The 26122-nt window shown below is 71.1% G+C and carries 21 protein-coding genes and 1 pseudogene; 15 read left to right on the top strand and 7 right to left on the bottom strand.

Annotation, left to right across the window (positions count from 1 at the left end; genetic code table 11):
• Positions 1-79: 79 nt before the first annotated feature.
• Genes QSK25_RS04515 through QSK25_RS04505 form a run of 3 tightly spaced genes read left to right on the top strand, consistent with a single transcriptional unit; the run spans position 80 to position 2465 of the window.
• Positions 80-1240, top strand: a complete 1161-nt coding sequence (locus tag QSK25_RS04515) for a sensor histidine kinase (protein ID WP_285633302.1) — start codon at positions 80-82, stop codon at positions 1238-1240.
• Positions 1237-1860 carry a response regulator gene (locus QSK25_RS04510; protein ID WP_285633298.1) on the top strand — a complete coding sequence of 208 codons (624 nt, stop codon included), beginning with the start codon at positions 1237-1239 and terminating at the stop codon, positions 1858-1860. The genes QSK25_RS04515 and QSK25_RS04510 overlap by 4 nt, the downstream gene beginning before the upstream one ends.
• 17 nt (positions 1861-1877) lie before the next feature.
• Positions 1878-2465, top strand: coding sequence for an AAA family ATPase (locus QSK25_RS04505; protein ID WP_285633295.1), 588 nt, complete (start codon positions 1878-1880; stop codon positions 2463-2465).
• 56 nt (positions 2466-2521) lie between these two features.
• On the opposite strand, the gene QSK25_RS04500 is transcribed toward QSK25_RS04505, so the two are convergent.
• Positions 2522-3400 (bottom strand): IniB N-terminal domain-containing protein, encoded by an 879-nt coding sequence (locus tag QSK25_RS04500; protein WP_285633292.1) that lies wholly within the window; start codon positions 3398-3400, stop codon positions 2522-2524.
• A gap of 244 nt (positions 3401-3644) precedes the next feature.
• On the opposite strand from QSK25_RS04500, the gene QSK25_RS04495 reads away from it, so the two are divergent.
• Positions 3645-4394 carry a DUF899 family protein gene (locus QSK25_RS04495; protein ID WP_285633288.1) on the top strand — a complete coding sequence of 250 codons (750 nt, stop codon included), beginning with the start codon at positions 3645-3647 and terminating at the stop codon, positions 4392-4394.
• Here the strand turns inward: QSK25_RS04495 and QSK25_RS04490 are convergent.
• Entirely contained in the window at positions 4391-5134 is a 744-nt protein-coding gene (locus QSK25_RS04490; RefSeq protein WP_285633285.1) for a class I SAM-dependent methyltransferase, read from the bottom strand. The two genes, QSK25_RS04495 and QSK25_RS04490, sit on opposite strands and share 4 nt — an antisense overlap.
• A 184-nt stretch (positions 5135-5318) precedes the next feature.
• Between QSK25_RS04490 and QSK25_RS04485 the strand changes: the two genes are divergently transcribed.
• Positions 5319-6635, top strand: a complete 1317-nt coding sequence (locus QSK25_RS04485) for a cytochrome P450 (RefSeq protein WP_285633282.1) — start codon at positions 5319-5321, stop codon at positions 6633-6635.
• A gap of 39 nt (positions 6636-6674) precedes the next feature.
• Here QSK25_RS04485 and QSK25_RS04480 read toward each other — a convergent pair whose 3' ends face one another.
• A complete protein-coding gene (locus tag QSK25_RS04480; protein WP_285633278.1) occupies positions 6675-9131 on the bottom strand; it encodes an FtsX-like permease family protein in 2457 nt (818 codons plus the stop codon).
• 3 nt (positions 9132-9134) lie between these two features.
• On the bottom strand, positions 9135-9866 hold the full coding sequence (locus QSK25_RS04475; protein WP_285633275.1) for an ABC transporter ATP-binding protein: 732 nt from the start codon (positions 9864-9866) through the stop codon (positions 9135-9137).
• Between the two features lie 236 nt (positions 9867-10102).
• Between QSK25_RS04475 and QSK25_RS04470 the strand changes: the two genes are divergently transcribed.
• Genes QSK25_RS04470 through menC form a run of 4 tightly spaced genes read left to right on the top strand, consistent with a single transcriptional unit; the run spans position 10103 to position 16245 of the window.
• Positions 10103-13315 carry a serine hydrolase gene (locus tag QSK25_RS04470; RefSeq protein ID WP_285633272.1) on the top strand — a complete coding sequence of 1071 codons (3213 nt, stop codon included), beginning with the start codon at positions 10103-10105 and terminating at the stop codon, positions 13313-13315.
• A gap of 1 nt (position 13316) precedes the next feature.
• A complete protein-coding gene (locus tag QSK25_RS04465; protein WP_285633269.1) occupies positions 13317-14381 on the top strand; it encodes a M20 family metallopeptidase in 1065 nt (354 codons plus the stop codon).
• On the top strand, positions 14378-15148 hold the full coding sequence (locus QSK25_RS04460) for a GNAT family N-acetyltransferase (protein ID WP_285633267.1): 771 nt from the start codon (positions 14378-14380) through the stop codon (positions 15146-15148). Before QSK25_RS04465 ends, QSK25_RS04460 begins: the two co-directional genes overlap by 4 nt.
• Positions 15145-16245 carry an o-succinylbenzoate synthase gene (gene menC / locus QSK25_RS04455; RefSeq protein ID WP_285633264.1) on the top strand — a complete coding sequence of 367 codons (1101 nt, stop codon included), beginning with the start codon at positions 15145-15147 and terminating at the stop codon, positions 16243-16245. Before QSK25_RS04460 ends, menC begins: the two co-directional genes overlap by 4 nt.
• Positions 16246-16249: 4 nt before the next feature.
• Here the strand turns inward: menC and QSK25_RS04450 are convergent, their stop codons facing one another.
• Complete coding sequence (locus QSK25_RS04450) at positions 16250-17203, bottom strand: hypothetical protein (RefSeq protein ID WP_285633261.1); 954 nt, start codon at positions 17201-17203, stop codon at positions 16250-16252.
• 127 nt (positions 17204-17330) lie between these two features.
• Here QSK25_RS04450 and QSK25_RS04445 point away from each other — a divergent pair, with 127 nt between their 5' ends.
• Complete coding sequence (locus QSK25_RS04445) at positions 17331-17459, top strand: hypothetical protein (RefSeq protein ID WP_285633258.1); 129 nt, start codon at positions 17331-17333, stop codon at positions 17457-17459.
• 52 nt (positions 17460-17511) lie between these two features.
• Positions 17512-19137 (top strand): PucR family transcriptional regulator, encoded by a 1626-nt coding sequence (locus QSK25_RS04440; RefSeq protein WP_285633245.1) that lies wholly within the window; start codon positions 17512-17514, stop codon positions 19135-19137.
• Here QSK25_RS04440 and QSK25_RS04435 read toward each other — a convergent pair.
• Positions 19118-19897 (bottom strand): annotated as a pseudogene (locus QSK25_RS04435) (LysR family transcriptional regulator); the annotation flags it as partial. The gene QSK25_RS04440 and the pseudogene QSK25_RS04435 overlap by 20 nt on opposite strands.
• 69 nt (positions 19898-19966) lie before the next feature.
• Between QSK25_RS04435 and QSK25_RS04430 the strand changes: the two are divergent.
• Positions 19967-20557 (top strand): short chain dehydrogenase, encoded by a 591-nt coding sequence (locus tag QSK25_RS04430; protein WP_285633242.1) that lies wholly within the window; start codon positions 19967-19969, stop codon positions 20555-20557.
• On the opposite strand, the gene QSK25_RS04425 is transcribed toward QSK25_RS04430, so the two are convergent.
• Complete coding sequence (locus QSK25_RS04425; RefSeq protein WP_285633239.1) at positions 20545-21126, bottom strand: TetR/AcrR family transcriptional regulator; 582 nt, start codon at positions 21124-21126, stop codon at positions 20545-20547. The genes QSK25_RS04430 and QSK25_RS04425 overlap by 13 nt on opposite strands.
• Positions 21127-21229: 103 nt before the next feature.
• On the opposite strand from QSK25_RS04425, the gene QSK25_RS04420 reads away from it, so the two are divergent.
• The 3 genes from QSK25_RS04420 to QSK25_RS04410 all read left to right on the top strand — a co-directional run bounded on the left by QSK25_RS04420 (position 21230) and on the right by QSK25_RS04410 (position 26104).
• A complete protein-coding gene (locus QSK25_RS04420) occupies positions 21230-22753 on the top strand; it encodes an MDR family MFS transporter (protein WP_285635216.1) in 1524 nt (507 codons plus the stop codon).
• 19 nt (positions 22754-22772) lie between these two features.
• The gene (locus QSK25_RS04415) at positions 22773-23255 is read left to right on the top strand and encodes a universal stress protein (protein WP_285633234.1); all 483 of its coding nucleotides are present in this window, start codon (positions 22773-22775) and stop codon (positions 23253-23255) included.
• Positions 23256-24130: 875 nt separating this feature from the next.
• Positions 24131-26104 carry a DUF8189 domain-containing protein gene (locus tag QSK25_RS04410; RefSeq protein ID WP_285633231.1) on the top strand — a complete coding sequence of 658 codons (1974 nt, stop codon included), beginning with the start codon at positions 24131-24133 and terminating at the stop codon, positions 26102-26104.
• The last annotated feature ends 18 nt before the right edge of the window (positions 26105-26122 follow it).

Raw genomic sequence — 26122 nt, 5'->3', positions numbered from 1 at the left:
GCCCGGCAGAAAGACGGCGCCCCGGTTGTACCTTTCGACAGAGGTGGTCACCGCCGGTGCTGCGTAGCCTGGACTCACTGTGAACGCCACTCCCGCTGTCGCCCCGATCAACCAGGTGCTGACCCGATGCCTGCACCTGCTGCTGCTCGCGCTGCTCGCGCTGGCGGCGACACGGGCCGTGACGGGCGGGCAACCCCAGGCAGCGGCCGTCACCGTGGTCGCCGTGCTCTGCGCGGCGGTGTACGCGCTCGGACCTCTGTCCCCCAGGGTCCGCTCGTCGCGGGTGGTCGCCGCGCGATGGATGGGTGCCGTCACCGTCGCGTGGCTCGTTTTGGTGGTCCTGACACCGGACGGCGTGTGGGTCGCGTTCCCGCTGTACTTCCTCCAGCTCCACCTGCTGCCGCGGCGGGCGGGCCTGGTCGCGGTGTCCGTCACGGCGCTGGTCGCGATCGCCGCCTTCGCCGCGCACCAGGGCACGTTCAGCCCTGCCGCCGCGATCGGCCCGGCGCTCGGTGCCGCCGTCGCGGTCGCGGTCGTGTGGGGCTATCAGGCGCTGTACCGGGAGAACGAGCAGCGGCGGCGGCTGATCGAGGAGCTCACCGCGACCCGCGCCGACCTCGCGGCGGCCCAGCACGACGCCGGGGTATTGGCCGAACGGGAACGGCTGGCCCGCGAGATCCACGACACGCTCGCCCAGGGGTTGTCGAGCATCCAACTGCTGCTGCGCGCCGCCGGGCGTGCGCTGCCCGACACCGGAGGCAAGGCGGCCGGGTACGTGGAGCAGGCCCGGCAGGCCGCCGTGGACAACCTCGCCGAGGCCCGCCGGTTCGTCGCCGCGCACACGCCGCCGGCGCTCGACGGCACGACGCTGGCGGGCGCGGTGGCACGGCTGTGCTCGGCCACCCCGGGAACGCGGTTCCACCTCGACGGCGACCCGGTCGCGCTGCCGATCGCCCACGAGGTCGCGCTGCTGCGGATCGCCCAGGCCGCCCTCGCCAACACGGTCCGGCACGCGAACGCGACCACCGCCGCCGTCACCCTGAGCCACCTCGACGACGAGGTCGCTCTGGAGATCGCGGACGACGGCGTCGGCTTCGACCCGTCGCTCCCGTTTCCCGACGGGTTCGGACTGGCTGCCATGCGCTCCCGCGCCCGTGCGCTGGGCGGCTCGCTCACGGTCCGATCGGCTCCCGGTGAGGGTGCGGTGCTGACCGCGCGGCTCCCGCTGGCCCGATCGTGATCCGCCTGCTGCTGGCCGACGACCACCCGGTGGTGCGTGCGGGTCTGCGGGCCGTGCTGGAGACCGAACCCGGACTCGTCGTGGTCGCCGAGGCCGCCACCGCCGAGGAGGCGGTGGCGCGGGCGCTCCAGGGTGACGTCGACGTCGTGCTGATGGACCTGCGGTTCGGTGCCGGCATGACCGGGGCCGAGGCCACCGCCGCCATCACCGCGCGGCCCGGCGCACCCCGCGTGCTGATCGTCACGACCTACGACACGGACGCGGACACCCTGCCCGCGATCGAGGCGGGCGCCACCGGGTACCTGCTCAAGGACGCGTCGCCGGAGGACCTCGCGGCCGCCGTGCGCACCGCCGCCGCCGGACGCAGCACCCTGGCCCCCACCGTCGCCGACCGGCTGCTGACCCGGATGCGCATGCCCGACGCCGCGCTGACCCGGCGGGAGATCGAGGTGCTGTCGCTGGTCGCCGACGGCCTGTCGAACCGGGCGATCGCGGCGCGGCTGCACCTCACCGAAGGCACGGTGAAGTCGCACCTGGCCCGCTGCTACCCCAAACTCGGTGTCGACTCGCGCACGGCCGCCGTGGCCACCGCCACGGACCTCGGACTCATCCGCCGCTAGCTGACAAGATCAGCTTCGTGGGCACTGGGAACAGGTGGGTGATCGCGCTCGTCGGCGGTCCGTCCGGGGTGGGCAAGAGCAGGCTGAGCTACCCGTTGGCACAGCGGCACGGCGCCGCGCTGGTCGAGGTGGACGACCTCGTCGTGGCGGTGCAGAGCATGACCACGCCGGAGCAGCACCCCGACCTGCACCACTGGCTGACGCACCCGTACCACGACGGGCTGTCGGCGGAGCACGTCGTGGAACGGCAGGTCGCGCTCGCGGAGGCTTTGGTGCCCGCGCTCGACGCCGTCGTCCGCAACCACCTCGACGCCGGTGACCGGGTCGTCGTGGAAGGCGACTACGTGCTGCCGTCGTTCTGCGCTCGTTGGGCGGCCACGGGCCGGGTCGCCGGCGTAATCGTGCACGAACCGGACGAGGAGCAGGTGCTCGCCAACTACCTGGCGCGGGAACCTTCGTCGGGCCCGCAGGCGCACCGGGCCTCGGTCAGCGTCCACCACGGACAGTGGCTCGTGGAGCAGGCCGAGCGGCACGGCGTTCCCGTGCTGGCCCCGCGGCCGTGGAGTTCCGGTCTCGACCGCCTGGACGACCTGCTCGGCTCCTGAGAACGGCGAGCAGCCCCGGACCTGGCACGGTCCGGGGCTGCTTTCGCGCTGGTGGGTCAGAGACCCAGGCCGAGGCCCTCGGTGAGGCCGCCGACGCCGTCGAGCGCGTCGAGGCCGGCCGTGTCGCCCAGGACGTCGCCGCCCAGTACGGAGCCGCCGAGGACGTTGCCGACGGTGCCGTCGACGACGCTGTGGACGGTCTCGTGCACGCCGCTGACCGGCGCGACGTCCGGGACGACGTCGTGGACGATCTCGGTGACGTGGGTGACGTCGGTGGTGGCCGCGCCGAGCACGCCGGGCACGCCGTCGACGGAGACGATCTCGGTCGCGCCGGTGACGGTGCCGAGGACGCCGTTGACGTCGGCCACACCGGTCAGGCCGGTCGCGGTGCCGAGCAGGTCGCCGGAGCCGACGAGGCCCGTGACGTCGCCCAGGTCGGCGACGTTGCCGAGGTCCGTGATGTTGCCGAGGTCGGTCACGTTGCCCAGGTCGGTGACGTCGCCCAGGTTCGCGACGTTGGCCACGTTGCCGAGGCCGGTGACGCCGTCGAGGGTGTCCGACAGGTCGCAGTGGCCGGCCAGGTCGCCGACCAGGCCGGTCGCCGCGCCCACGTTCGCGAGGCCCGTGACGGCGCCGAAGGACGAGAGGCCGTTGACGTCCGCGACCGAGACGGCGTCGAGCACCAGCGGGAGGATCTCCTGGACGTCACCGGGGGTGATGTCGCTGAGACCGCAGGCGCTGAGGACGCCCTCGGGGTCGAGGTCGAACGCCGACAGGGCGCTCGGGTCGTTCAGGAGGTTCAGGGCGAACTCCTGCAGCGTGGCCGGCTGGGCCTCCGCCGGCACGGCCGCGGGGGTGGCCGGGACGGCGACCTCGGGCGCGACCGGCTGTGCGGGCTGCTGCGGGGTGGCCGGCTGGATGTCCTGCTGCATCATGGAACTGGAGCTCCCTTGGGGCAATGCGGGGGATGTTGACGGGAACCGTATTGAGATCAACATCCCCCGGCATCGGGTGCGATCCCTAGATTTCGAGCGGCCGAACTCCTTAGGGGCCACGGGTCACCCGTTAGGGGGATGCCATCACTCGTTAGGGGCCATCTGTCACGCCATGTCGAAACGGCGGCGCCGGCTTCGACGTGGTTGTGCAAGCACGTCCGCACGACCTCTTGGAGGACCGATCATGACCGGACTACCGCCCGTCACCGACCTGGCCACCTGGCAGAAGGCCCGCGACGAGCTCCTGGTCCGCGAGAAGGCCCACACCCGCGAGGGCGACGCCATCGCCGCCGAACGCCGCCGCCTGCCGATGGTGGAGTTCGACGGCTCGGTTCCCGTCGTCGGCGCTGATGGCCCCGTGCCGTTCCACACGCTCTTCGACGGCCGCGACGAGCTGGTGGTCTACAAGCACATGTGGTGGGACGGCGCTCCGCACCAGGGCCAGTGCGAGGGCTGCACCTTCGTGCCGTGGCACTTCCGCGACGCGGCCTACCTCAACGCACGCGGCGTCTCCTTCGCCATCGTGACCACGGGCGCGTGGGACGAGGTCGCGCCGTTCGTGGAGTTCATGGGCTACCGGCAGCCGTGGTACTCGGTGCGCGGCGTCGAAGGCCCGGCCGGCGGCGACATGGGCTACCTGACGAGCTACGTGCGCGACGGCGACCGCACGTTCCTCACCTACTCCACGACGGGCCGCGGCTTCGAGGCGGTGTCCGGCTCGTTCGCGTTGCTGGACATGACGGTGCGGGGCCGCGGCGAGACCTGGGAGGACACTCCGGACGGCTGGCCGGAGCAGCAGCACGCGGGCTGGTTCTGGCGGACGAACGCCGCCGGCGGGTCGAGCTGGGGTGAGGACAGCCGTCCGGTCCCGCAGTGGACGCGGCCGGGCGCGGGGCCGGTGACGACGCTGGGCCGCCAGGGCCACTGCCACTAGCCGGGCGCGGAGGCGGTGGCGAGCACCCGGCGCTTGGTGTCGAACGTGGCCAGCACGTGCCGTGCCTCGGTCTGCATCGACACCATCGCCGGGTCGCCCGCCGCGTCCGCGGCGAGCGCCTCGTCCCACATCCGCCGCTCCACCACCCTCCACTCAGGCCGGTCGACGACAGAAACGTCCACGAACCCCGCCTCGGGCAGCTGAACGGCCATGTCCAGGTCGCGGAACTTGCGCCACACCGACGCGTCGGCGGGGTCGACGGGCTGCCAGCACGTCACCACCAGCCGTCCGCCCGGCCGCAGCACCCGCAGGCACTCCCTCATCGCACCGGGCTTCGAGTCGGCGAACTGCAGCGCGTCGATCACCACCACCGCGTCCACCGACGCGTCGGGCAGACCACACGCCTCCAACGTCCCCACCCGGAAGTCGCCACCCCGCGCAGAAGCCTGTTCAACTGCGACGGCCGAGAAGTCCACCCCGATCAAGGAGCACGACGCCCGCCGCGCGATCTCCCGGCCGTAGCCGCCGCGGCCACACCCCAGGTCGAGCAGCACCTGCCCCGGCCCCAGCGACAACGCGGCCGCCACCTCGTCCAGCGCGACGCCGCACAGCATGCTCGTGGATTCCAGGTCCGGCGGGAGGCCCAGGGTGCGGCGGACCAGGTCGTCGGCCACGGTGGAACTGGTCCGGTCGGCGTACCAGCGGTCGAAATCAGCGGCGGAGGTCACCCGGCTGATCATGCCGACTGAGAGTCTTTGAACGGCCAACCAGGCGCCTGTCCCGGTTTTGATCGACATCTGGACCAAAGTATGACGGCGCGTTAGGCCCAGGTATGACGACGTGCGCGCGGCCACGTCGTTATTGTCCGTTCCGATTGACATCATCAGCTCGTAACCCCCTTTCCGCCGAAGGGACAGCCGCGTCATGTGGGAAGTGCTTCAGTCAGCGACCGACGTCCGGTCGCGCGTGACCGAGTGGATGGGGAAGCGGTTCCTCGCGCACCTCAGCAAGACCGGGTTCGACCTCGAGTCGTCCTGGTTCGTCCCCTCGCGCGTGCTCGCCCCGCTGCGGCGCAACGGGGTCGACCCCGTGCCGGAGCTGGCGCGGATGCAGGCGCACGGGCCGGTGACGCGGTTGCCGCTGCCGGTCACGGTGTGGCTGGTCACGGGCTACGAGGCCTCCAAGCAGGTGCTGGTGGACTCCGCGGCGTTCAGCAACGACTTCGGGCACCTGCGCGAGCTCGGGCTGTTCTCCGACGAGGCGCCGGGCGGGCTGGGGTTCAGCGACCCGCCCGAGCACACGCGGTTGCGCAAGGTGCTGACGCCGGAGTTCACGATGCGGCGGCTGTCGCGGCTCGTGCCGCGCATCGAGGAGATCGTCAAGGACCAGCTCGACCTGATGTCCATGCAGGACGGTCCCGTCGACCTCGTCGAGCACTTCGCGATGACGGTCCCGGCGCTCACGATCTGCGAGCTGCTGGGTGTGCCCGCGAGCGAGCGCGAGGAGTTCCAGCGGCGCAGCGTCTCGCGGTTCGACCTCGGCGGCGCCGCGACCACGTCGTTGTCGGCGGTGTCCGAGTCGATCGTGTACTTCCGGGAGCTGGTGCGGTCGCAGCGGCTGGCGCCCACCGACGGGCTGCTCGGCGAACTGGTGCGCAAGCACGGTGACGAGCTGGACGACGACGAACTGGCCGGTCTCGCGGACGGGCTGCTCACCGGCGGGTTCGAGACGACGGCCAGCATGATCTCGCTCGGCACGCTCGCGATGCTGCGCGATCCCGGTCTGCGCGAGAAGGCGCTCGGCGACGACAAGGCCGTCAACGGGCTGGTCGACGAACTGCTGCGGCACCTCAGCGTCGTGTCGGTGGCGTTCCTTCGGGTCGCGCGGCACGACATCGAGGTGGCCGGCACGAAGATCAAGGCCGGCGACATCGTGGCCTGCTCGCTGTCCCAGGCGAACCGCGACCCGAGCGTCTACCCGACCCCGGACGTCGTCCTCGCCGACCGTCCCGCGAGCCAGCACCTGGCGTTCGGCTACGGCGCGCACCGCTGCATCGGCGCCGAGCTCGCCAAGATGGAACTGCGGATCGCCTACCCGGCGCTGGTGAAGCGGTTCCCGGAGATGCAGCTCGCGGCCGACCCGGCCGCGCTGCAGTTCCGCAAGCTGTCGATCGTCTACGGGCTGCACTCGCTGCCGATCCACCTCGGCGCCCAGCCGAGCCCGATCCAGCAGGTCCTCTGACGCACGAGTGGGGAGGCCGCGAAGGCCTCCCCACCCCGGTCACTCCCTCGTGCCGATGGTGTCGATCGGCTTGCCGCGCAACGACAACCGCGTCGACACGGCCACCGACACGACCCCGAGCAGCACCGCCCCGCAGAGCGCGCCGAGCCACACGCCGGCCGGTCCGGACGGCACCGGGCTCCCGGTGAGCCCCAGCGACAGCAGCACCAACGGCACGGCCGCCACCAGCGACCCGAGCACCAGCGCGAGCCCTGCGGTGAGCAACGCCTCGGTCCGCATCATCCGCACGATCTGCCGCCGTCCGGTGCCGACGAGCCGCAGCAACGCGAACTCCCGCCGCCGCGCCGCCGTCGACATCACCAGCGTGTTCGACACCGAGATCGCCACGTACCCGAGGATCACGCCGACCGCGACCAGGTTCAGCAGGAACTGGGTCCGCTCCTCGCCGCGTTCCCGCGCCGCCACCCGGTCCGCCACCTGCAACCCCGGATAGCGGCTCACGACCTCGCTCACGTCCGAAGAACCCACGAGCACCGCGCTGTCCAATCCGGACGTGGTGTGCGCACGGGCGTCGGCAGCCGACAGCACGTAGTCACCGAACGCCAGGTCGTGGTCGTACGTCGCGATGACCTTCAACCGGGCCTGCTGCCCGTCCGCGAACCAGAACTCGACGTCGTCACCGACCGCCTTGTCCTCCCACGACGCGTGCCCGGCGCTCAACGCCACCGTGCCCGCACGCAGGTCGTCGAGGGTGCCGGACACGATCCCGAGGTCCACGCCCGCGGGAGCCGGGCTGAGCCCGGTGGCGGCACGGCTCTGCACCTCGACGCTGTCCCCCGTCCGCGACGAGGTGATCACCTGCGTGCGCACCAGCGACGTGCCGCCGACCTCCGGAGCGACCTCGGCCGGCACGCCCGTCACGCCGGTGATCACCCGCTGGGCCGTGATCGACCGGTCGGTCTGCTGCCCGACGGCGGCCGTCAGAGTCGTCTGGCTGTAGAAGTTCGCCACCAGGAACCCGACCGCGAGCATCAACGGCGTCACCGCGGCCGCGAGCCGCCGCGAGTTGCGCGCGACGTTCGCCGAGGCCAGGAACCCGCTCACGCCGAACCGGGCGAGCACCGGCACGATCCACCGCACCGCCACGCCGATCACCCGCGGCCCGGTCAGGGTCAGCCCGATGATCAGCACCAACGCGGCCATCACCGACATCGCCGCACCGATCTGCCCGCCGAGGAACAACGGCACCACGCTCGCGCCGAGTCCCAGCGCGACGAGCACCCACCCGATCGCGAGCCGCACCTTCCCGACGTCCTTGCGCTGCACGGCGGCCTCGCCCAGCGCCTCGACCGGGTTGATCGACGACGGCCGCCGCGACGCGCTCCACGCCGCGAGCCGGGCCGCGCCGACCCCGATCAGCAACGCCGCCACCAGCGGAATCGGGCTGATCGACAGCTCGAAGTCCGCGGGCACCACGCCGATCCGCGCGAACGCGTCGCGCAGCCCGTGCCCGACCCCGATGCCCAGCAGGCTGCCGAGCACCCCGGCCACCGCGGACACGACCGTCGTCTCGACCCCGATCAGCTTGCGCACCTGCCGTGGCGTGGCACCGACGGCCCGCAGCAGCGCGAACTCGCGACGGCGCTGCTCGACGGTCAACGCCAGCGTGCTCGCCACGACGAAGATCGCCACCAGGATCGCGTACCCGCCGAACGACCCGGCCAGGATCGCGAGGATCGACTTCGTGCGGCTGACGTCGTCGAACTCGGCCGCGCTGCGGTCCGCCCCGGCCGACACGGTGACGTGCTCACCGGCCAGCGCGTCCTCGACGCGCTTCGCGTCCGCCCCGAGCACACCGATCGCGCTCACCCGTTCAGGCCCCCCGGCGAGTTCGACGGCCTCCTCGTCGCTGAAGAACACCGACGCCTGCCGCGCCACCCCGGCGGACTCGGCGAGTCCGGCCACCCGGTAGGCGACGGGCTGCGAGCGGGTCATCACCCGCACCTCGTCGCCGACGCGCACCCCGGCCTCGGCCGCGAGCGCCGTGTCGAGCACGACCTCGTCCCGTCCCGGCGCGTTCCCCTCCTTCACCGCGAACGGCGCCAGCACCGCGGACCCCCAGTTGTGCCCGAACACGGGTTTGGACGCGGCCGGTCGTCCCGACGGCCCGACGACCACGGCGGGGAACGTCCGCTCGGCCACCGCCTTCGCACCCGGCACGGCGGCGACCTTCGCGACCAGCGAGGCCGCGATGGACGGCTGCTCGGCGGCGTGCTCGAACGCGAGGACGTCCGCGCCGGGCGGGCGCACGGTCCGGTCACCGGTGACGACCACGTCGGCGGCCGCGTAGCGCTGGGTCGGCACCCCCCCGCGCAGCCCGGACTCGAGCAGGATCCCGCAGGCCGCGACCAGCGCGGTCCCGCACAGCACGGCGACGAAGGCACCGATGAACCCGCTGGTGCGGGCTTTGACGGTCTGCCAGGCGAGGGTCAGCACGGCTCACCACTCCCCGAGGTGCGTCATGCGCTCGGCGACCTTCTCCGGCGTCGGCGCCACGAGCTCGCCGGCCAGCCGTCCGTCCGCGAGGAACAGCACGCTGTGCGCGGCCGAGGCGGCCACCGGGTCGTGCGTCACCATCAGGACGGTCTGCCCCATCTCGTCCACAACGGACCGCAGCAACGCCAGCACCTGCTGCGCGGTCCGGGAATCGAGCGCGCCGGTCGGTTCGTCGGCCAGCACCACCTCGGGCCTCGCGATCAGCGCGCGGGCGATCGCGACGCGTTGCTGCTGACCGCCCGACAACTCGGTCGGCAGCCGGTCGAGCCGTCCGTCGAGGCCGACCCTGCCGACGATCTCGCGCAGCCAGCCGCGGTCCGCCGACCGTCCCGCGAGGCGCAGCGGCAGCGTGATGTTCTGCTCGACGGTCAGCGACGGCAGCAGGTTGTACGCCTGGAACACGAACCCGATCCGGTCGCGGCGCACCCGGGTCAGCGCCGCCTCCTTCAGGCCACCGAGGTCGGTGTCGCCGAGCAGCACGCGGCCGGACGTCGGCCGGTCCATGCCCGACGCGCAGTGCAGGAAGGTGCTCTTGCCCGAACCGGACGGTCCCATCACGGCGGTGAACGTGCCCCGCCGGACGCTGACCGTGACCTCGTCCAGCGCGGTGACGGCTCCGCCACCCGAGCCGTACACCTTCCGCACCGCCTGCAGCGACAGCGCGTCTGCCCTCATCACGTTCTCCTTGGCTCGCAACGACTTTCTGGCTGAGAACCTAATTTCGCGGGCACCGCGGACACGATCACGCAGGCTGCCAGGACCGAGGTAGAGCCTGCTCCACCTCGTCGGCGCGGACAGATCCGAGCCGCCGGATTCGTCGGCCGCGACGAACCAAGAGCCCGGCACCGGACCCAGAATTCCTGGCAGGGTGAGAAGGACCGGACTGGTGGATTAGGGGGATCACGAACACCATGACGAAGATCGAGGACCTGTACGGCCACGCGCTGCCGGAACAGCCCGCCATCTCACCCGACGGCTCCGAGGTCGTCTACGTCCTGCGCACGACGAACCGCGAGCAGGACCGCGACGAACGCGCGCTCTGGCGGATCACCGACGGCAGGCCGAAGCAGCTGACCAGGGGAAACGCTGACACCGCACCGGCGTGGTCGGCCGACGGCAGGCTCGCGTTCCTGCGCGCCCAGGACGGCCCCTCCCAGAACGGCGCCGCCCAGGTGTGGCTGCTCGACGGCGAACCCGAGCGGCTCACCGACCTGACGCTGGGCGCGGGTGCCCCGGTGTGGAGCCCGGACGGCACGAAGATCGCGTTCGCGGCACCGGTCGACCTCGCGGACGCCGGGGAGCCGATCGTCACGTCCCGGCTCGCCTTCAAGGCCGACGGGGCGGGCTACCTGCGCAGCGTGCGGTCCCACCTGCACGTCCTCGACCTGGAGACGCATGAGGTGCGTCAGCTGACCACCGGCGACTGGAACGCGGCCACGCCCACCTGGTCCCCGGACGGCACGAAGATCGCGTTCACGGCGCCCCTCGACGACGACGCCGACCTCACCTACCGCTGGCCGGTCCACGTCGTGGACGTCGACGGCACGGCGGAACCGCGACTCGTCGGGCTCGCCGAGGGGTACGCGGAGTCCGTCACGTGGACCGACGACGGTCTGCTCGTCGTCGGCCGCGAGAACGTCGAGGCCGGTCACCTGCACCTGCTGCGCCTGGACGTCGACGGCGAGGTCGCGAACCTGTCCGCGCCGCTCGACCGCAACGTCCTGTCCGGCTCTCCCGCCTATCCCGGCGGCCGGCCCGCGCAGGTCGGCGGCACCGTCTACTTCTGCGCCCGCGACCGCGGCTGCTCCCAGCTGTACGCCGTGGACGACGACGGCCCGCGCCTGGTCCTGGGCGGTGGTGACCGGGTCGTGTCGGGGTTGTCGGTCACCGGGGACAGGGCCGCGACCGTGCTCAGCACCCCCACCTCGTACGGCGAGGTGGCCACGATCGACCTGACCACCGGCGAGGTGACCGTCCACACCGGACACAACAGCCCGGAGCTGTTCGTCCGTGAGGAGCGCGAGTTCACGATCTCGGACGGCACGGTCGTGCACGGCTGGCTCGTCCGCGACCCCGCACGCACCGGCCCGTCGCCGTTGCTGCTCGACATCCACGGCGGCCCGCACAACGCGTGGAACGGCGCCGCCGACTCGGTCCGTCACTACCAGCAGGCGCTCGTGCGCGAGGGCTGGGCCGTGCTGATGGTCAACCCGCGTGCCAGCGACGGCTACGGCGAGGCGTTCTACCGGGCGACCATCGGCTCGTGGGGCGAGTCCGACGCGAAGGACTTCCTCGAACCGCTCGACCAGCTCGTCGCCGAAGGGCTCGCCGACCCGGCGAAGCTCGCCGTCACCGGCTACAGCTACGGCGGCTACATGACGTGTTACCTGACCAGCCGGGACAGCCGGTTCGCGGCGGCCGTCGCGGGCGGGGCGGTCAGCGACCTGACCAGCATGGCCGGCACGTCCGACGGCGGCCACTACCTGACCGAGTTCGAGTTCGGGGGCCCGGCGCGGTTCGCGGACCAGTCGCCACTCACGCGCGTGGACGACGTCCGCACGCCAACGCTGCTCTACCACGGCGTCGACGACGACCGTTGCCCGGTCGGCCAGGCCGAGCAGTGGTTCACCGCGTTGCGCCGGGGCGGCGTTCCCGCGCGGCTCGTGCTCTACCCCGGCGAGTCGCACCTGTTCGTGCTGAGCGGCAAACCGTCGCACCGCGAGGACTTCAACCGGCGCGTGGTCGACTGGCTGCGCGAGCACGTCGAGCAGCGCAAGCCGCTCGACGCGAAGCATTGGCAGCGCAGGCTTTCCGCGCTGGCCGAGAAGCACGACGTGCCCGGCGCGGTGCTCGGCATCGACCTCGGCGGTGAGATCGCCCAGGCGCACCACGGCGTGCTGAGCAGGACGACCGGTGTCGAGGTCACCGACGACGCGGTGTTCCAGATCGGGTCGATGACCAAGGTGTACACCGCCACGGTCGTGCTGCAGCTCGTCGACGAGGGCCTGCTCGACCTCGACGCGCCGGTCAAGGACGTGCTGCCGGAGCTGAGGCTCGCGGAACCCGTGACCGTCCGGCACCTGCTCACGCACACCAGCGGGATCGACGGCGACAACTTCACCGACACCGGGCGCGGCGACGACTGCCTGGAGCGCTACGCCGACGTGCTCGGAGACGCGGCCCGGAACCACCCGCTGGGCGCCACGTTCTCCTACTGCAACGCGGGTTTCGCGCTGGCGGGCCGGGTGGTCGAGAAGATCACCGGCAAGACGTGGGACGAGGCCGTCCGCGAACGCCTCCTCACCCCCCTCGGCCTGACGCACACCGGCACGTTGCCCGAGGAGGCGTTGCTGCACCGCGCCGCGAACAGCCACGTGACCCACGACGGCGAGCAGGAGACGGCGAAGCTCTGGATGCCGTTGCCCAGGGCCATGGGACCGGCCGGCACGATCTTCGCCTCGACCGGCGACGTGCTGAAGTTCGCGCGCATGCACCTCGACGGCGGTCTTTCCGCTGACGGCACGCGCGTGCTGTCAGCGGAGTCCGCGGCCGCGATGACCGAGGAGCAGGCGACGTTGCCCGACACCGGCGGCCTGCCGGACTCGTGGGGCCTGGGCTGGATCCGGTTCGGCTGGGACGGCGAGCGGCTGATCGGCCACGACGGCAACACCGTCGGCCAGTCCGCCTACCTGCTCATCGCGCCGGAGCACGACCTCGCGGTGACGCTGCTGACCAATGTGGACACTTCGCGCGAGCTGTACGTGGAGCTGTTCCGGGAGATCTTCGCCGAGCTGGCCGGCATTCAGATGCCCGCCGCGCGCAAGCCCGCCGCCGAACCGCCCGCCGTCGAACTGGAGAAGCACGTCGGCCGGTACGAACGGGCGTCGCTGCGCTTCGACATCACGCTGGGAGACAACGGGCTCCGGCTCGACACGACGCCCACCGGCACGTTCGCGGACGTCGTGCCGAAGCCGGAGGTCGTCGACCTCGTCCCGTTCGCCGACGACGTGTTCCTCTACCGGTGGCCGCAGGACAAGGCCTGGACGGCGCTGGTCTTCTACTCGCTGCCCAGCGGCGAGCCGTATCTCTACTCCGGTTTCCGCTCCACGCCGAAGGTGTCCTGACATGGACCTGCTGAACGACATCGAGCGACTGGTGTCCTGCGAGTCGCCCTCCGACGACCTGGCGGCCGTGGCCCGCGGCGCCGAGGTCACCGCCGCGGTCGGTGCCGCGCTGCTCGGCGCCGAACCCGAACGGATCGTCCTCGACGGCCGCACGCACCTGCGGTGGCGCCTGGGTTCCGGGCCGCGCAAGGTGTTGCTCCTGGGTCACCACGACACGGTGTGGCCGATCGGCACGCTGGCGCGCATCCCGTTCGGCGTCACCGACGGCGTGCTGCGCGGCCCAGGCTGCTTCGACATGAAGACGGGCCTGGCGATGATCTTCCACGCCGTGGCGGCGGCCGGCTGCCCCGACGGCACGACGATCCTGGTCACCGGCGACGAGGAGATCGGCTCACCGTCGTCGCGCGGCCTGATCGAGACGGAAGCGTTGGCGCACCAGGCCGTTCTGGTCACCGAGGGCTCGGCCGACGGCGGCGCGCTGAAGACCGAGCGCAAGGGCACGTCGATGTACGAGGTGACGTTGCACGGCCGCGCCGCACACGCCGGCCTGGAACCCGAACGCGGCGTCAACGCCACCGTCGAGGCCGCGCACCAGGTCCTGGCCGTGGCGCAGCTGGCCGCTCCGGCGCTGGGCACGACCGTCGTGCCCAGCGTGCTGTCGTCCGGCACGACCACCAACACCGTGCCGGCACAGGGCAGGTTCATGATCGACGTGCGTGTGCGGACGCTCGCCGAACAGCAGCGCGTGGACGACGACATCAGGGCGTTGCGCCCGGTGCTCGACGGCTCGAAGGTCGAGGTGTCCGGCGGCCCGAACCGCCCGCCGATGGAGCAGACGATGACCACCGCGTTGTTCGCACGGGCCAGCCGGCTCCTCCCCGGCGTCACCCGGGCGGCGGTCGGAGGCGCGTCGGACGGCAACTTCACCGCGGGCCTGGGAATCCCGACGCTGGACGGCCTCGGCGCCGTCGGCGGCGGTGCCCACGCCGAGAACGAGCACGTGCTGGTGTCCGAGATCGGCCCGCGCACCGAGCTGCTGGCCGCGCTGGTGAAGGAGCTGACATGACACTGGTCGCCCAGGACGTGGTCGTCCGGCAACTCACCGAACACGCGGACCTCCTGGCCACCCAACGGCTTTTCGAGTCGATCTGGCAGGGCGACACTCCCCCGGTCACCGCCGAACTGCTGCGCGCGATGACCAAGGCGGGCAGTTACGTGGCGGGCGCGTTCGACGGCGACGTCCTGGTGGGCGCGTGCGCGGGATTCTGCTCCCCGCCCGCCGCCCGCTCGCTGCACAGCCACATCGCCGGGGTCTCCGCGGCCGCACGCGGCCGAGCCGTCGGTTTGGCGCTCAAGCTCGACCAACGGCAGTGGGCGCTGGACCGGGGCATCACCGAGATCTCCTGGACGTTCGACCCGCTGGTGCGCCGCAACGCCCACTTCAACCTGACCAAACTCGCCGCCGAAGCGACCGAGTACCTGCCGGACTTCTACGGCGACATGCACGACGGCATCAACGCGGGCGTCGAATCCGACCGCCTGCTGGTCACCTGGCGCATCACCGAGCCCGTGGTGCCGCGCGCGGTCGCCGTCGAGGGCTCGGTGGCCCTGGGCATCGAGGACGACCGGCCGGTGCGCGAAACCCCTTCCGGCACCACGGTTCTGGTCGCCGTGCCACCGGACGTCGAAACGCTGCGGACCACGAACCCGGCCGCGGCGCACGAATGGCGACACGCCGTGCGGGAGGTGCTGGGCGGCCTGCTGGCCGAGGGCGCCCGCGTCACCGGGTTCAACAGGTCCGGCTGGTACGTCGTGGAGAGGAGCACGCGGTGAAGCTGTCCGGGGTGGAGATCCGCTGGGTCGAGATGCCGCTGAGGTCCCCGTTCCGAACCTCGTTCGGCACGCAGACCGTGCGCCAGCTACTACTGCTGCGCGCCGTCACCGACGAGAACGAGGGCTGGGGCGAGTGCGTCACGATGGCCGACCCGGTGTACTCGTCGGAGTACCTGGAGGGCAGCGCGGACGTCCTGCGCCGCTTCCTGGTCCCTTCCTTGACCGGCCAGATCGACGCGATCGCGGTGGCCCCGCGCCTGCGCAGGTTCCGCGGCCACCGGATGGCCAAGGCCGCACTGGAAATGGCAGTCCTGGACGCCGAACTACGCGCGCGGGGCGTGTCCTTCGGCCGTGAGCTGGGCGCAGTGCGCGACCGCGTGCCGTGCGGAGTCTCGGTCGGCATCATGAACTCGATCCCCGAACTCCTCGACGCCGTGGACGGCTACCTCGCCGAGGGCTACCAGCGGATCAAGCTGAAGATCGAACCCGGCTGGGACGTGGCACCGGTCCGCGCCGTCCGCGAGCGGTTCGGCGACATCTTGTTGCAGGTGGACGCCAACACCGCCTACACCCTCGGCGACGCCCGCCACCTCGCCCGGCTCGACCCGTTCGACCTGCTGCTCATCGAACAGCCGCTGGACGAGGAAGAACTCCTGGCCCACGCCGAACTCGCCGAGGTGGTGCGCACCCCGATCTGCCTGGACGAGTCGATCACGTCGGCGTCCTCGGCGGCCGACGCGATCAAGCTGGGCGCCTGCCAGATCGTCAACATCAAGCCCGGCCGGGTCGGCGGCTACCTGGAAGCCCGCCGCATCCACGACGTCTGCGCAGCGCACAACATCCCGGTGTGGTGCGGCGGCATGCTCGAGACGGGCATCGGCCGGGCGGCGAACGTGGCGCTGGCGGCGTTGCCCGGCTGCACCCTGCCCGGCGACACCTCGGCGTCCGACCGCTACTACCGGCTGGACGTCACCGAGCCGTTCGTGCTGGAGGACGGCCACCTGACCGTGCCGACCGGGCCGGGGTTGGGCGTGACGCCTCTGCCGGACGTGCTCGACTCGCTCACGGTGAAGACGGAGTGGATTCCCTCGTCCTAGGAGCTCAACGCCTCAGCCGGTCGATCCAGGTGCGCAACCGCGACGGCTTCCGGCGTTCTCCGTCAGGTGGGATTCGCACGGCCATGAGTTCGTCGACCACGTCGGCGACCTCCCGGCCGTCTCCCGGGTCGATGGCTCCGGCGATGAGGATCTGGGTGGCCTTGCCGAGCACGGAGCACCGGCCGTGGTGGTCGATCACCTTGCCGCCGGCGGCGCCGATGTGGCGCAGGCTCAGGCCCTGGGCCATGCCGGTCAGCATCATCGTCAGCTCGTCGAGGGAGATCCCCGGGCGCAGCGCGACGCCACGTGCTTCGAGGATTTCCGCGTACACGTCGCGCCAGTAGTGGAAGGAGTGCTCGTAGACGCCGGCCAGCGCCTCCCTGATCTGGTCGTGGAAGTCGGCCAGACCGGTGGCGAGGTACTGGAAGCGCGCCGAGGTCTCGTCGGCGTACACGATCTTCATGTCCTCGTAGGCGACCTTGTCCACCACGACGCTGAAGGACGGCGACTCGCGCAGTTGTGCTCGGGTGGCGTTGTCGAGCATTCCCTCGGTGAGCGAGTAGCGGTCCAGCAGCGCGTACCTGACCAGGTCGCCCAGGTAGAGGGCGAGGGTGGGCCACGGGTCCTTCGTGGTGCCGACCGAGGGTCTGGTCTTGGCCTTCTTCCAGTCGGGCGGCGTGCCGAAGAGTGCGCGGGCGATCTGGCCGTCACGGCGCGCCTCCGCCTCGGCGAAGATCAGCTCGGCTTCGGCGGCGATGTTCTCCCGCGTCAGCGTTCGCAGCGGGCGGTGCAGGTGTTCGTCGCCCACCTGGCCCAGGAGCTCTCGCTCGGCGAGGCGCCTGCCGCTTTCCAGGCACGCCCGGACCACCGGGCTGTTGGCCAGTTTGCGGCCGGTGAGCAACCGGCCGCTCTTCGTTCTCGCGTTGATCGCCACGTCGTCGAGGGGACCGTCGTACATGTCGGCCGAGTATTCCGGGTTTGGGCCCGAAACGGTTCCTCCGCTCGGGAGGAACTGCGCGGAGTACCTGGTCAGCGTGGGTGCGAGGTTGCCTGTGGGCACCGAATGCCACAGAGAGGTGATCACGGTGACCAAGCACTCGCGCAAACCCCGCCGACAGTCGCGGTTCGTCCTGACCTGTTTCGTCGCGCTGCAGTTCTGCGTAGTGCTGATCGAGGTCGTGGAGGCGATCACCGGGTTGCTGGGCGGCCTGTGAACGACGTCGTCGCCGCTTGGAATCGTCAGTGGGCGGTGGGCAGAGTGGGGGCATGACAGGCCTCACCCGCGTGCTGGACGACCTCGGCACCACGCTGATCGACCTCGTGCGCGGCGACCCCGGACGGGCCGTCGGCGGCGTCGTCATCCACGACCCCGACGACGACCAGGTGCCGCCGTCCGCCCTGGTGCTGGGTGTGGGCGTGCGGCACCCGGCGGAGCTGCTCGGCAGGCTCACCGGTGCGGCGGCGCTCGTCGTGCGCGGCCCGGTCGTGCTCACCGACGACCTCGCCGAGGCCGTCGACCGCTCCGGTGTCGTGCTGCTCGGTCTCGCGCCTGGTGCTTCGTGGACGCAGTTGGCCGCGTTGCTGCGGTCGTTGCTGGAGCCCGACCCGTCCGAGACGCTCGGCGGCGTGCCGTCCGGGGACCTGTTCGCGCTCGCCAACGCGGTGTCGTCGTTGATCGACGCGCCGGTGACGATCGAGGACCGCAGTTCGCGGGTGCTCGCGTTCTCCGGGCGGCAGGACGAGGCTGATCCGTCGCGGGTGCAGACGATCCTGGGGCGGCAGGTGCCTGAGCGGTACTCGCGGATGCTCGCCGAGCGCGGGGTGTTCGGGCACCTGCACCGCAGCGATCAGCCCGTGCACGTCGAGGGGCTGCCCGAGGAGGACGGCACGTTCTGCCTGCCCCGGGTCGCGGTGGCGTGCCGGGCCGGGGACGAGTTGCTCGGGTCCATCTGGGCGGCGGTGCGGGAGCCGTTGACGGCGGAGAGCACGGCGGCGTTCCGGGACGCGGCGAAGCTCGTGGCGTTGCACCTGATGCGGCAGCGGGCCGGGGCCGACGTCGAACGGCGGTTGCGCGCGGACCTGGTGTCGACGGCCGTCGAGGGTGGTGCGGGCGCGGCGGAGGCGGTGCGGCGGCTGGGCTTGTCGGACCAGGCGTGCGTGGTGCTGGCGTTGGCCCTTGCCCACTCGCACGGCGATGATCCGGCCGCGCACGCGCGGTTGCTGGCCGAACGGCGTCAGGTGGCGGACGCGCTGGCGATGCACCTGACGGCGGTGCATCCGCGCGCCGCGGCCGCGTTGGTCGGTGATGTCGCCTACGCGATCCTGCCCGTGTCCGAGGACCGGGCGTGGGGCATCGCCTCCGATTTCCAGGCGCGCGTCGGGCATCAGGTGCTCGTCGGGGTCGGTCAGGTGGCGGACGGGCTCTCGCTGGCGCGGTCGCGGGCCGGTGCGGATCTCGTGTTGCGCGTGTTGCGGGCCGGGCGGTCGGCGTTGCCGGTGGCGCGGGTGTCCGATGTGCACGGTGAGGGGTTGTTGCTGGAGTTGGCGGATCTCATCGCCGAACGCGGCGACGTGCTGACCGGGCCCGTCGCGCGGCTGGTGGCTTACGACCGCAGGAACGGCACGAGCCTGGTCGAGACGCTCGCCGCGTGGCTCGACGCGTTCGGGGACGTCACGGCCGCGTCGGCCGCGGTGTTCGTGCACCCCAACACCTTCCGCTACCGGCTGCGGCGGCTCGCCGAGGTCGGGGAGATCGACCTCAGCTCTGCCGACGCGCGGTTCGCGGCGATGCTCCAGCTGCGGCTGTGGCGCCCAGATGGCGCCGTGCCAGGGCGACGAACGCCTCCGTCGCCGGGTGCGCCGCCGGCCGCGGCCACGCCAGGTGCACGGTGATCAGGCCCGCGTCGGTCAGCGGCAGGTACGTGACGCCGGGGTGCGGGTAGTCGTGGCTCGACCCTGCCGTGGTGACGCCCACCGTGGTGCCGGCCGCTATCGCCGTGATCCACTCGACCGCGCCCGGCACGTCGAGCGTGTGCGGGCGGTCGCCTTCGGGCCAGAGCTCGGCCGAGCTCGTGGCCGACATCTCGCACACCGCGACGTTCTCGTTGACGAGGTCCTTGAGCACCAACGCTTCTCGAGTCGCAAGTGGATGGTCGTTCGCCAGGGCCACGACGCGGGGTTCCTCGGCGATCGCCACGTGGTCGACGCCGGGCCGGTCGGGCAGCGTGCGCAGGATCGCCACGTCCGCCTCGCCCTTGCGCAGCGCCGCCACCGGGTCCTCGGACTGGTGGATGCGGACGTCGACCTCCGGGTGTTCCGCCCGCCACTCGCGCAGGAACGGCGTGGTGCGGCCGCCGAGCGCGGCCCAGGCGAAGGTGAGCCGAAGTGGTTGCGGGGCCGCGGTTTCGGCCAGTGCGGAGTCGAGCGAGGTGAGGATGCGGTGGCTGTGCTCCCACAGGCGGTGGCCGGGTTCGGTCAGCGCGACGTGACGGGTCGTGCGGTCGACGAGCTTGACGCCGACGCGGCGTTCGAGTTGTTCGAGCGTGCGGGACAGCGCAGGCTGGGTGACGTGCAGCGCCCGGGCCGCCGCGGTGATCGACAGGTGGTCGCCGATCGCGGCGAGCGCCCGCAGGTGACGCAGCTCGACATTCATAACCGTCGAGTATAAGTGCTGCACGAACGGCATTTCTCAAGCCCTGAAAACGCTCCTAGCGTCGAGCCCATGAGGATTCTGCTCGTTGGAGCTTCCGGCACGCTGGGCACCGCACTGCACTCGGAGCTCGTGGAACGCAAGCACGACGTCGTCACCGTCTCCCGCACCTCGGGCGACCTGCGCTACGACGTGTCCGACCCGGCCCAGGTGGCCGAGATGTACCGCACGGCGGGCCCGTTCGACGCCGTCGCCTCGGCCGCGGGGCACGTCCCGTTCGGACCGGTGAGCGACCTGACCGCGGACGACTACCAGGCCGCGATGACCGGCAAGGTGCTCCCCCAGATCCTGCTCGTGCGCGAAGGGCTCGCGCACGTCACGGACTCGTTCACGCTGATCACCGGCATGCTCGCGCGGGAGGCCGTGCCCGGTGGCGCCGCGGCCGCGCTGGCCAACGGCGCGCTGGAGGGATGGGTGCGCACGGCGGCCGTCGAGATCGCGCCGAAGCGGGTGAACGCCGTCAGCCCCACGGTCTTCACCGAGTCGCTCGACGCGTACGGCGACTTCTTCCCCGGCCTGAAGCCCGTCCCGCTGGCCGAGGTCACGCGCGCGTACGTGCGGTCGATCGAGGGACGGCAGACCGGCCAGGTCTACGTGCCCTGAACCACGACGCGGCCGAGCAGGCGGTCGACGAGGCCGGGCAACTGCTGCTTGCCCGCGCCTTCGAGCCACAGGGCGATGCCGGTGCGGATCGTGGCGAGGAAGGTCGCGGCCATCAGACGGGCGACCTCCTCGTCGGGTTCGCGGAGTACCAGCACGGCGGTCAGGTCGCGTTCGAGCGCGACCTGGTCCCCTGCCTGGCGTGCGAGCAGCGACGGGTGCCGGCGCAGCAGCCGGAGCTGGGCCATCCACTCGACGTCCGGGAGCGGCCGGTCGCGGTAGAGGTCGGCGGTCGACGCGCGAAGGGCCTGCCAGGCGCTTTCGCGCTCGGGTCGAGCCTGCACGAGCGTGACGAGAGCCCGCATGCGCTGGCGGTCGGCGTCGAGGACCGCGTCCTCCTTGCTGGTGAAGTAGTTGGAGAACGTCCGGCGCGAGACGCCCGCCGCGTCCGCGATGTCCTCGACCGTCACGCCGTCCAGGCCGTGCTCCATCGCGAGCCGCAACGCCGCGTTCGCCAGCGCCCGCCTGGTCACCGCCTTCTTGTGCTCGCGGCGAGTGGTGAGGGTCTCCATGCCGTCCAGCCTAGCGGGTGTACGTTGCCCATTGCGCAAATTTGCACGACGCGCAAGAATCAGAGGTGACGAAGGGGCGGATGTGAAGATCGAGACTCGGGCGATGGGGCACCGGCAGGTGCTGGAGTCGCTGTCCGGACTGCTGCTCGCGCTGTTCGTGGCCATGGTCAGCTCCACGGTGGTGTCCACCGCGCTGCCGCGGATCATCGGCTCGCTGAACGGCACGCAGACCCAGTACACGTGGGTGGTCACGGCCACCCTGCTCACGGCGACGGCCACCACCCCGATCTGGGGCAAGCTGGCCGACCTGTTCAACAAGAAGACCCTGGTCCAGGCCGCGATCGTGATCTTCGTGATCGGCTCGCTGCTCTCCGGCTTCGCCCAGGACACCGGCCAGCTGATCGCCGCCCGAGCGTTCCAGGGCCTCGGCGTCGGCGGCCTCCAGGCGCTGGTGCAGGTCGTGATCGCCGCGATCATCCCGCCCCGTGAGCGCGGCCGCTACAACGGCTACCTCGGCGCGGTCATGGCCGTCGCGACCGTTGGCGGCCCGCTGCTGGGCGGCCTGATCGTGGACGTGTCGTGGCTCGGCTGGCGCTGGTGCTTCTGGGTCGCCGTGCCGATCGCCGCGATCGCGTTCGTGGTGCTCCAGGCGACGCTGAAGCTCGAGACCGTGCGCCGTTCGAACGTGAAGATCGACTACCTGGGCGCGGCCTTGATCGCCGCCGGGGTGAGCGTGCTGCTGATCTGGGTGTCCTTCGTCGGCAACTCGTTCGACTGGATCTCCTGGCAGACCGGCGCGATGGTGCTCGGCGGCGTGATGCTGCTCGGCGTTGCCGTCGCCGTCGAGATGCGCGTCGCCGAACCCGTTGTGCCGCTGCACATCGTCGTCCAGCGCACCCCGGCGCTGGCGATCATCGCTTCGCTCTCCGTGGGCATGGCCATGTTCGGTGGCGCGGTGTTCCTCGGGCAGTACTTCCAGATCGGGCGCGGGTACTCGCCCACCGAGGCCGGGCTGCTGACGATCCCGTTGATGGCGGGTGTGCTGGTGTCGTCCACCGTGTCCGGCCGGTTGATCAGCCGGACCGGGCGGATCAAGCCGTACATCGTGGCGGGCACCATCATCCTGGTGCTCGGGTTCCTCGGGCTCGGGTTCGTCGACCACGCCACCGCGTTGTGGATCGTCGGGGTCGCGATGGCGGTCGTCGGCATCGGCGTCGGCATGACCATGCAGAACCTGGTTCTGGCTGTGCAGAACAGCGTTCCGCTGAGCGAGCTCGGGGCCGCCTCCGCGACCGTGACGTTCTTCCGGTCACTGGGCGGCACGATCGGCGTGTCGGTGCTCGGCGCGGTGCTGGCCAACCGCGTGACCGCTGACCTGTCGGCCGCGTTGCACGTGCCGGCCGGGCAGTCGACCGGGAGCACCAGCGCGTTGAACCTCTCGGCGTTGCCGCCCCAGGTGCAGACCGTCGTGCACACGGTGTACGGGGACGCCACGGCGCACATCTTCCTGATCTCGGCCGCGGTCGGCGTCGTGGGGATCATCGCGGCGCTGCTGCTCAAGCCGATCACGTTGCGCACGACGATCGATCTCGAGAAGAAGGAAGCAGACTCAGCGGTTGCTCGCTGAACTTCCTGAGGGGGAAACCATGAGCGCCGGCCCCAACGCCTTCTCGTCCACCGTGGACGCCTTCGGCCCCGCTCCGCTGCCGTCCGCCCGCACCGTGCTGGTGGGGGTGGACGGGTCGGACACCGCCATGCGGGCTGCCGCGGCGGCGTTCGGGTTCGCTCGGCGGCAGGGGGCTCGGCTGGTGGTCACGTTCGTGGCTTGCCATTCCTCGTTGGGTGCCTTCAGTCCGGCGGTTGCCTCGGTGTTCGAACACGAGACTGCGGCGACGTTGTACGCGGAGTTGCGGGATCAGGTTCGGGAGCTCGCCGAGGAGTTGGACGTTCCGGTGACGTTCGTCAAGGCGTTCGGGGATCCCGTGACGGTGTTGCGGGAGTCGGCCGATCAGTGTCAGGCGGACATGGTGGTGGTCGGGGCTTCGCAACAGGCCGGGCACCGGTTCGCCGGGTCGGTGGCGACTCGGCTGATCCGGGCTGGGCATTGGCCCGTGCTGGTGGTGCCGTGACGGGCTCCAGCTTCCAGCGGGGGTGGTTGCGTTGGGCTGGTCCTGTCACCCTGCGAGGGTGGTCCCGTTGGGTCGTTTCGGATATCTGGGGTTGCGATTGAGGCTTGACCTTGAGCCCCTGGCGGGATGCGCATCGGCCTCACAAGCCGGGGATACAAGCGCCCCGGCCGGTCTGACGTGCTGGCATCCCGCCCCTCAAGGTCAAGCCCCAATCGCCGGTTCAGGCGGAACCGGCTAAGAGGTGGCAGCAGCTCGTTCGGGCTCGCCTTCGGCTTCGCGTGCCGGGTTTCGTACGTGGGCGGCTTGCGTTGACGGCTGTCCGGTTGGGTGCGCGCGCCGGGCTTGGGTGGTGGTCGGCTTGCGTTGGCGACTGCGGTTGCGTGCGCGGGTCTGGTGAGACTGCGGCTGTGGTGCGGTATCGGTCAGGCTTGAGCCCCTCCCCTCTTTCCCTCTGCCCCGGCTCGTTACGTCGAGCCGGGGCAGAGGCGTCTTCGGGGGCAACTCGCGCTACCCCCGAACACCTCACACCTCCGAGGACCTTGACCTGGATCGGACAGGATCTTGGGTAATCCTGCCTGGACCGTTGCCATAGGTCGGAGGGCTGTTACGGTGCGTACGGGCGCAGGGACTTCTAAACTTAATTTAGTATTTATTCTTGACGCGATCGGGGGACCGAAGCATGCTTTGGCCACTCGACGACGAGAGGTACGGGTATGCCGAGAACCCTGCTGTCCGCGACCACCATCGCTTTGGCGCTGTTGGCGCCCACGGCGGTTGCCGCTGCGCCTGCTGCCACTTCCGCCCCGGTTGAGCACGCGGGCGTTGACCAAGGAGCGCCCACCTACTACGACTCCGGTGTCGCACGCACTCCATACATGGGGTGGAACTCCTACTTCGCCGTTGGCGCCGCCTCGGAGGAGAAGGTGCTCGGGGTGGCTGACCACCTCGTGAGCAGTGGTCTTGCCAAGGCCGGGTACGACATCGTGTGGATCGACGGTGGGTGGAACGCCAGCCCGCCGCGCGATGGCAAGGGGTCGTTGGTGCCCGACCCCGCGCGGTTCCCGTCCGGCTTCACCAAGCTCGTGGACACGTTGCACGCCAAGGGGTTGAAGGCGGGCATCTACACCGACGCCGGGGCTTGGGACGGCAAGAACTGCGCCGCCGGCAGTGGTGGTGGGTACTACGAGGCCGACGCCAGGCAGTTCGCCGGGTGGAAGTTCGACGCCATCAAGATCGACTTCCTGTGCGGCATCGCGCAGAACATGGACCCGGCTGTCGCGTTCACACAGTTCTCCGCCGCCGTGCAGAAGGCCGGGCGGAAGATGATCCTCAACCTCTGCAACCCCGTCACGGACGAGTGGGGTGTGCCGCACCGGTGGGACCAGACGGCTTACGTGGCTTACACGTACGGGCCGCGCGTGGGTGACTCGTGGCGGACGAGCACGGACGTCGCGTTCGGCACGCCGTACGAGGGGATCTGGCGCGATGTGTTGCGCAACATGGATCGCAACCTCTACCGGCCCGGCGCGCAGGGGCCCGGTCACTACAACGATCCCGACTACCTGATCCCCATGCGCAAGACCGAGCAGGGGACGTACGAGCTCAACGAGGAGGAGTCGACCTCGCAGCTCGTCATGTGGTCGGTGATGGCCTCGCCGCTCATCATCGGGTCGGACCCGCGGACGTTGCCGCAGTCCATGATCGACACGTTGAAGAACCCCGAGATCATCGCGGTGAACCAGGACCCGCTGGCCATCCAGGGTGTTCGGGTGGCGGGTTCGAACAACGTCGACGTGTACAGCAAGGTGTTGTCCGGCAAGGGTGAGCGGGCCGTGGCGGTGCTGAACCGCAACGACCAGCCCGCCGAGTTCGCGGTCGATGTGGCCGATGCCGGGCTCGAGGGCACGGTCAGCGTGCGGGACCTGCGGGCGCGGGCGGACAAGGGCACGACGACCGACAAGGTCACCGTCACGGTTCCCGCGCACGGCACGGCGTTCCTCAAGTTGCGCGGCGAGACCGCGGTGCCCGGCACGGACGTCGGTGGCGAGACGTCGGCCAGCCCGGCGCTGGTTCGATGGGACGACAGGACGATGGCCACGTTCGCGCGCGACAGGTCCGGTCGCCTCACGCAGCGGTCGATGGTCAACGGCGAGTGGCGCAACTGGGTCGTGCTCGGTGGCCCCAAGAACGGTCGGGTCCTCGGCCAGCCGTCGGCTTTCGCCAGCGCGAACGGGCGCGTCGATCTGTTCGTGCGCGGCACGGACAACGTTGCGTACCAACGGACCTACGCGAACGGCAAGTGGGGCAACTGGTCCTCGCTCGGCGGTAGCCTGACGGACTCGGTGTCGGTGGCGTTCACCAGCCCGGACAGCTGGAGCCTCTTCGGTCGCGGTGCTGACGGTCGCGTGTGGACGCGCGACAGGAACAGCGCTACCTGGACCTCGGTCGGTTCTCCCGGCAACCAGCAGATCTACGGCAGGCCTTCTGCCGCGACGGTGTCCGCCGGCACGTTCGTCACGGTCCGGCTGCAGGACGACTCCGCCTGGTACCGCAAGCGCACCGCGAACGGCTGGTCCGCCTGGACCTCGCTCGGCGGCGTGATCAGCGGCAGCCCGACGGCCCTCGCGAACGGCGACCGCGTCAACGTGTTCGTGCGCGGCAGCGACTACACGCTGTGGCAGCAGGACCTCGTCGACGGCGCGGGCACCTGGTGGTTCAAGCGCGACCAGTTCGTGAGCAACGCGCTCACCGGCGCGGTCGGCGCGGCCGCGGGTGCCGGCGGCACGACCTGGGTCGCGGTGCGCGGACCGGACAACGCCGTGCACGTGTCCAGCCTGCCCACCCCCTGATCCGCAACGCACCTCACG

Source organism: Lentzea sp. NBRC 102530 (genome assembly GCF_030269365.1).
GTDB lineage: Bacteria > Actinomycetota > Actinomycetes > Mycobacteriales > Pseudonocardiaceae > Lentzea.
Note: the sequence above shows the minus strand (reverse complement) of the source record. Positions and strands in the feature narration are given on the sequence as shown.

Excerpts from the sequence above, each read along its gene's own strand:
- QSK25_RS04500 (WP_285633292.1), bottom strand. The coding sequence starts at position 3,400 with ATGATGCAGCAGGACATCCAGCCGGCCACCCCGCAGCAGCCCGCACAG.
- QSK25_RS04495 (WP_285633288.1), top strand. The coding sequence starts at position 3,645 with ATGACCGGACTACCGCCCGTCACCGACCTGGCCACCTGGCAGAAGGCC.
- QSK25_RS04490 (WP_285633285.1), bottom strand. The coding sequence starts at position 5,134 with ATGATCAGCCGGGTGACCTCCGCCGCTGATTTCGACCGCTGGTACGCC.
- QSK25_RS04485 (WP_285633282.1), top strand. The coding sequence starts at position 5,319 with ATGTGGGAAGTGCTTCAGTCAGCGACCGACGTCCGGTCGCGCGTGACC.
- QSK25_RS04475 (WP_285633275.1), bottom strand. The coding sequence starts at position 9,866 with ATGAGGGCAGACGCGCTGTCGCTGCAGGCGGTGCGGAAGGTGTACGGC.
- QSK25_RS04470 (WP_285633272.1), top strand. The coding sequence starts at position 10,103 with ATGACGAAGATCGAGGACCTGTACGGCCACGCGCTGCCGGAACAGCCC.
- QSK25_RS04465 (WP_285633269.1), top strand. The coding sequence starts at position 13,317 with ATGGACCTGCTGAACGACATCGAGCGACTGGTGTCCTGCGAGTCGCCC.
- QSK25_RS04460 (WP_285633267.1), top strand. The coding sequence starts at position 14,378 with ATGACACTGGTCGCCCAGGACGTGGTCGTCCGGCAACTCACCGAACAC.
- QSK25_RS04450 (WP_285633261.1), bottom strand. The coding sequence starts at position 17,203 with ATGTACGACGGTCCCCTCGACGACGTGGCGATCAACGCGAGAACGAAG.
- QSK25_RS04440 (WP_285633245.1), top strand. The coding sequence starts at position 17,512 with ATGACAGGCCTCACCCGCGTGCTGGACGACCTCGGCACCACGCTGATC.
- QSK25_RS04430 (WP_285633242.1), top strand. The coding sequence starts at position 19,967 with ATGAGGATTCTGCTCGTTGGAGCTTCCGGCACGCTGGGCACCGCACTG.
- QSK25_RS04425 (WP_285633239.1), bottom strand. The coding sequence starts at position 21,126 with ATGGAGACCCTCACCACTCGCCGCGAGCACAAGAAGGCGGTGACCAGG.
- QSK25_RS04420 (WP_285635216.1), top strand. The coding sequence starts at position 21,230 with ATGGGGCACCGGCAGGTGCTGGAGTCGCTGTCCGGACTGCTGCTCGCG.
- QSK25_RS04415 (WP_285633234.1), top strand. The coding sequence starts at position 22,773 with ATGAGCGCCGGCCCCAACGCCTTCTCGTCCACCGTGGACGCCTTCGGC.
- QSK25_RS04410 (WP_285633231.1), top strand. The coding sequence starts at position 24,131 with ATGGGGTGGAACTCCTACTTCGCCGTTGGCGCCGCCTCGGAGGAGAAG.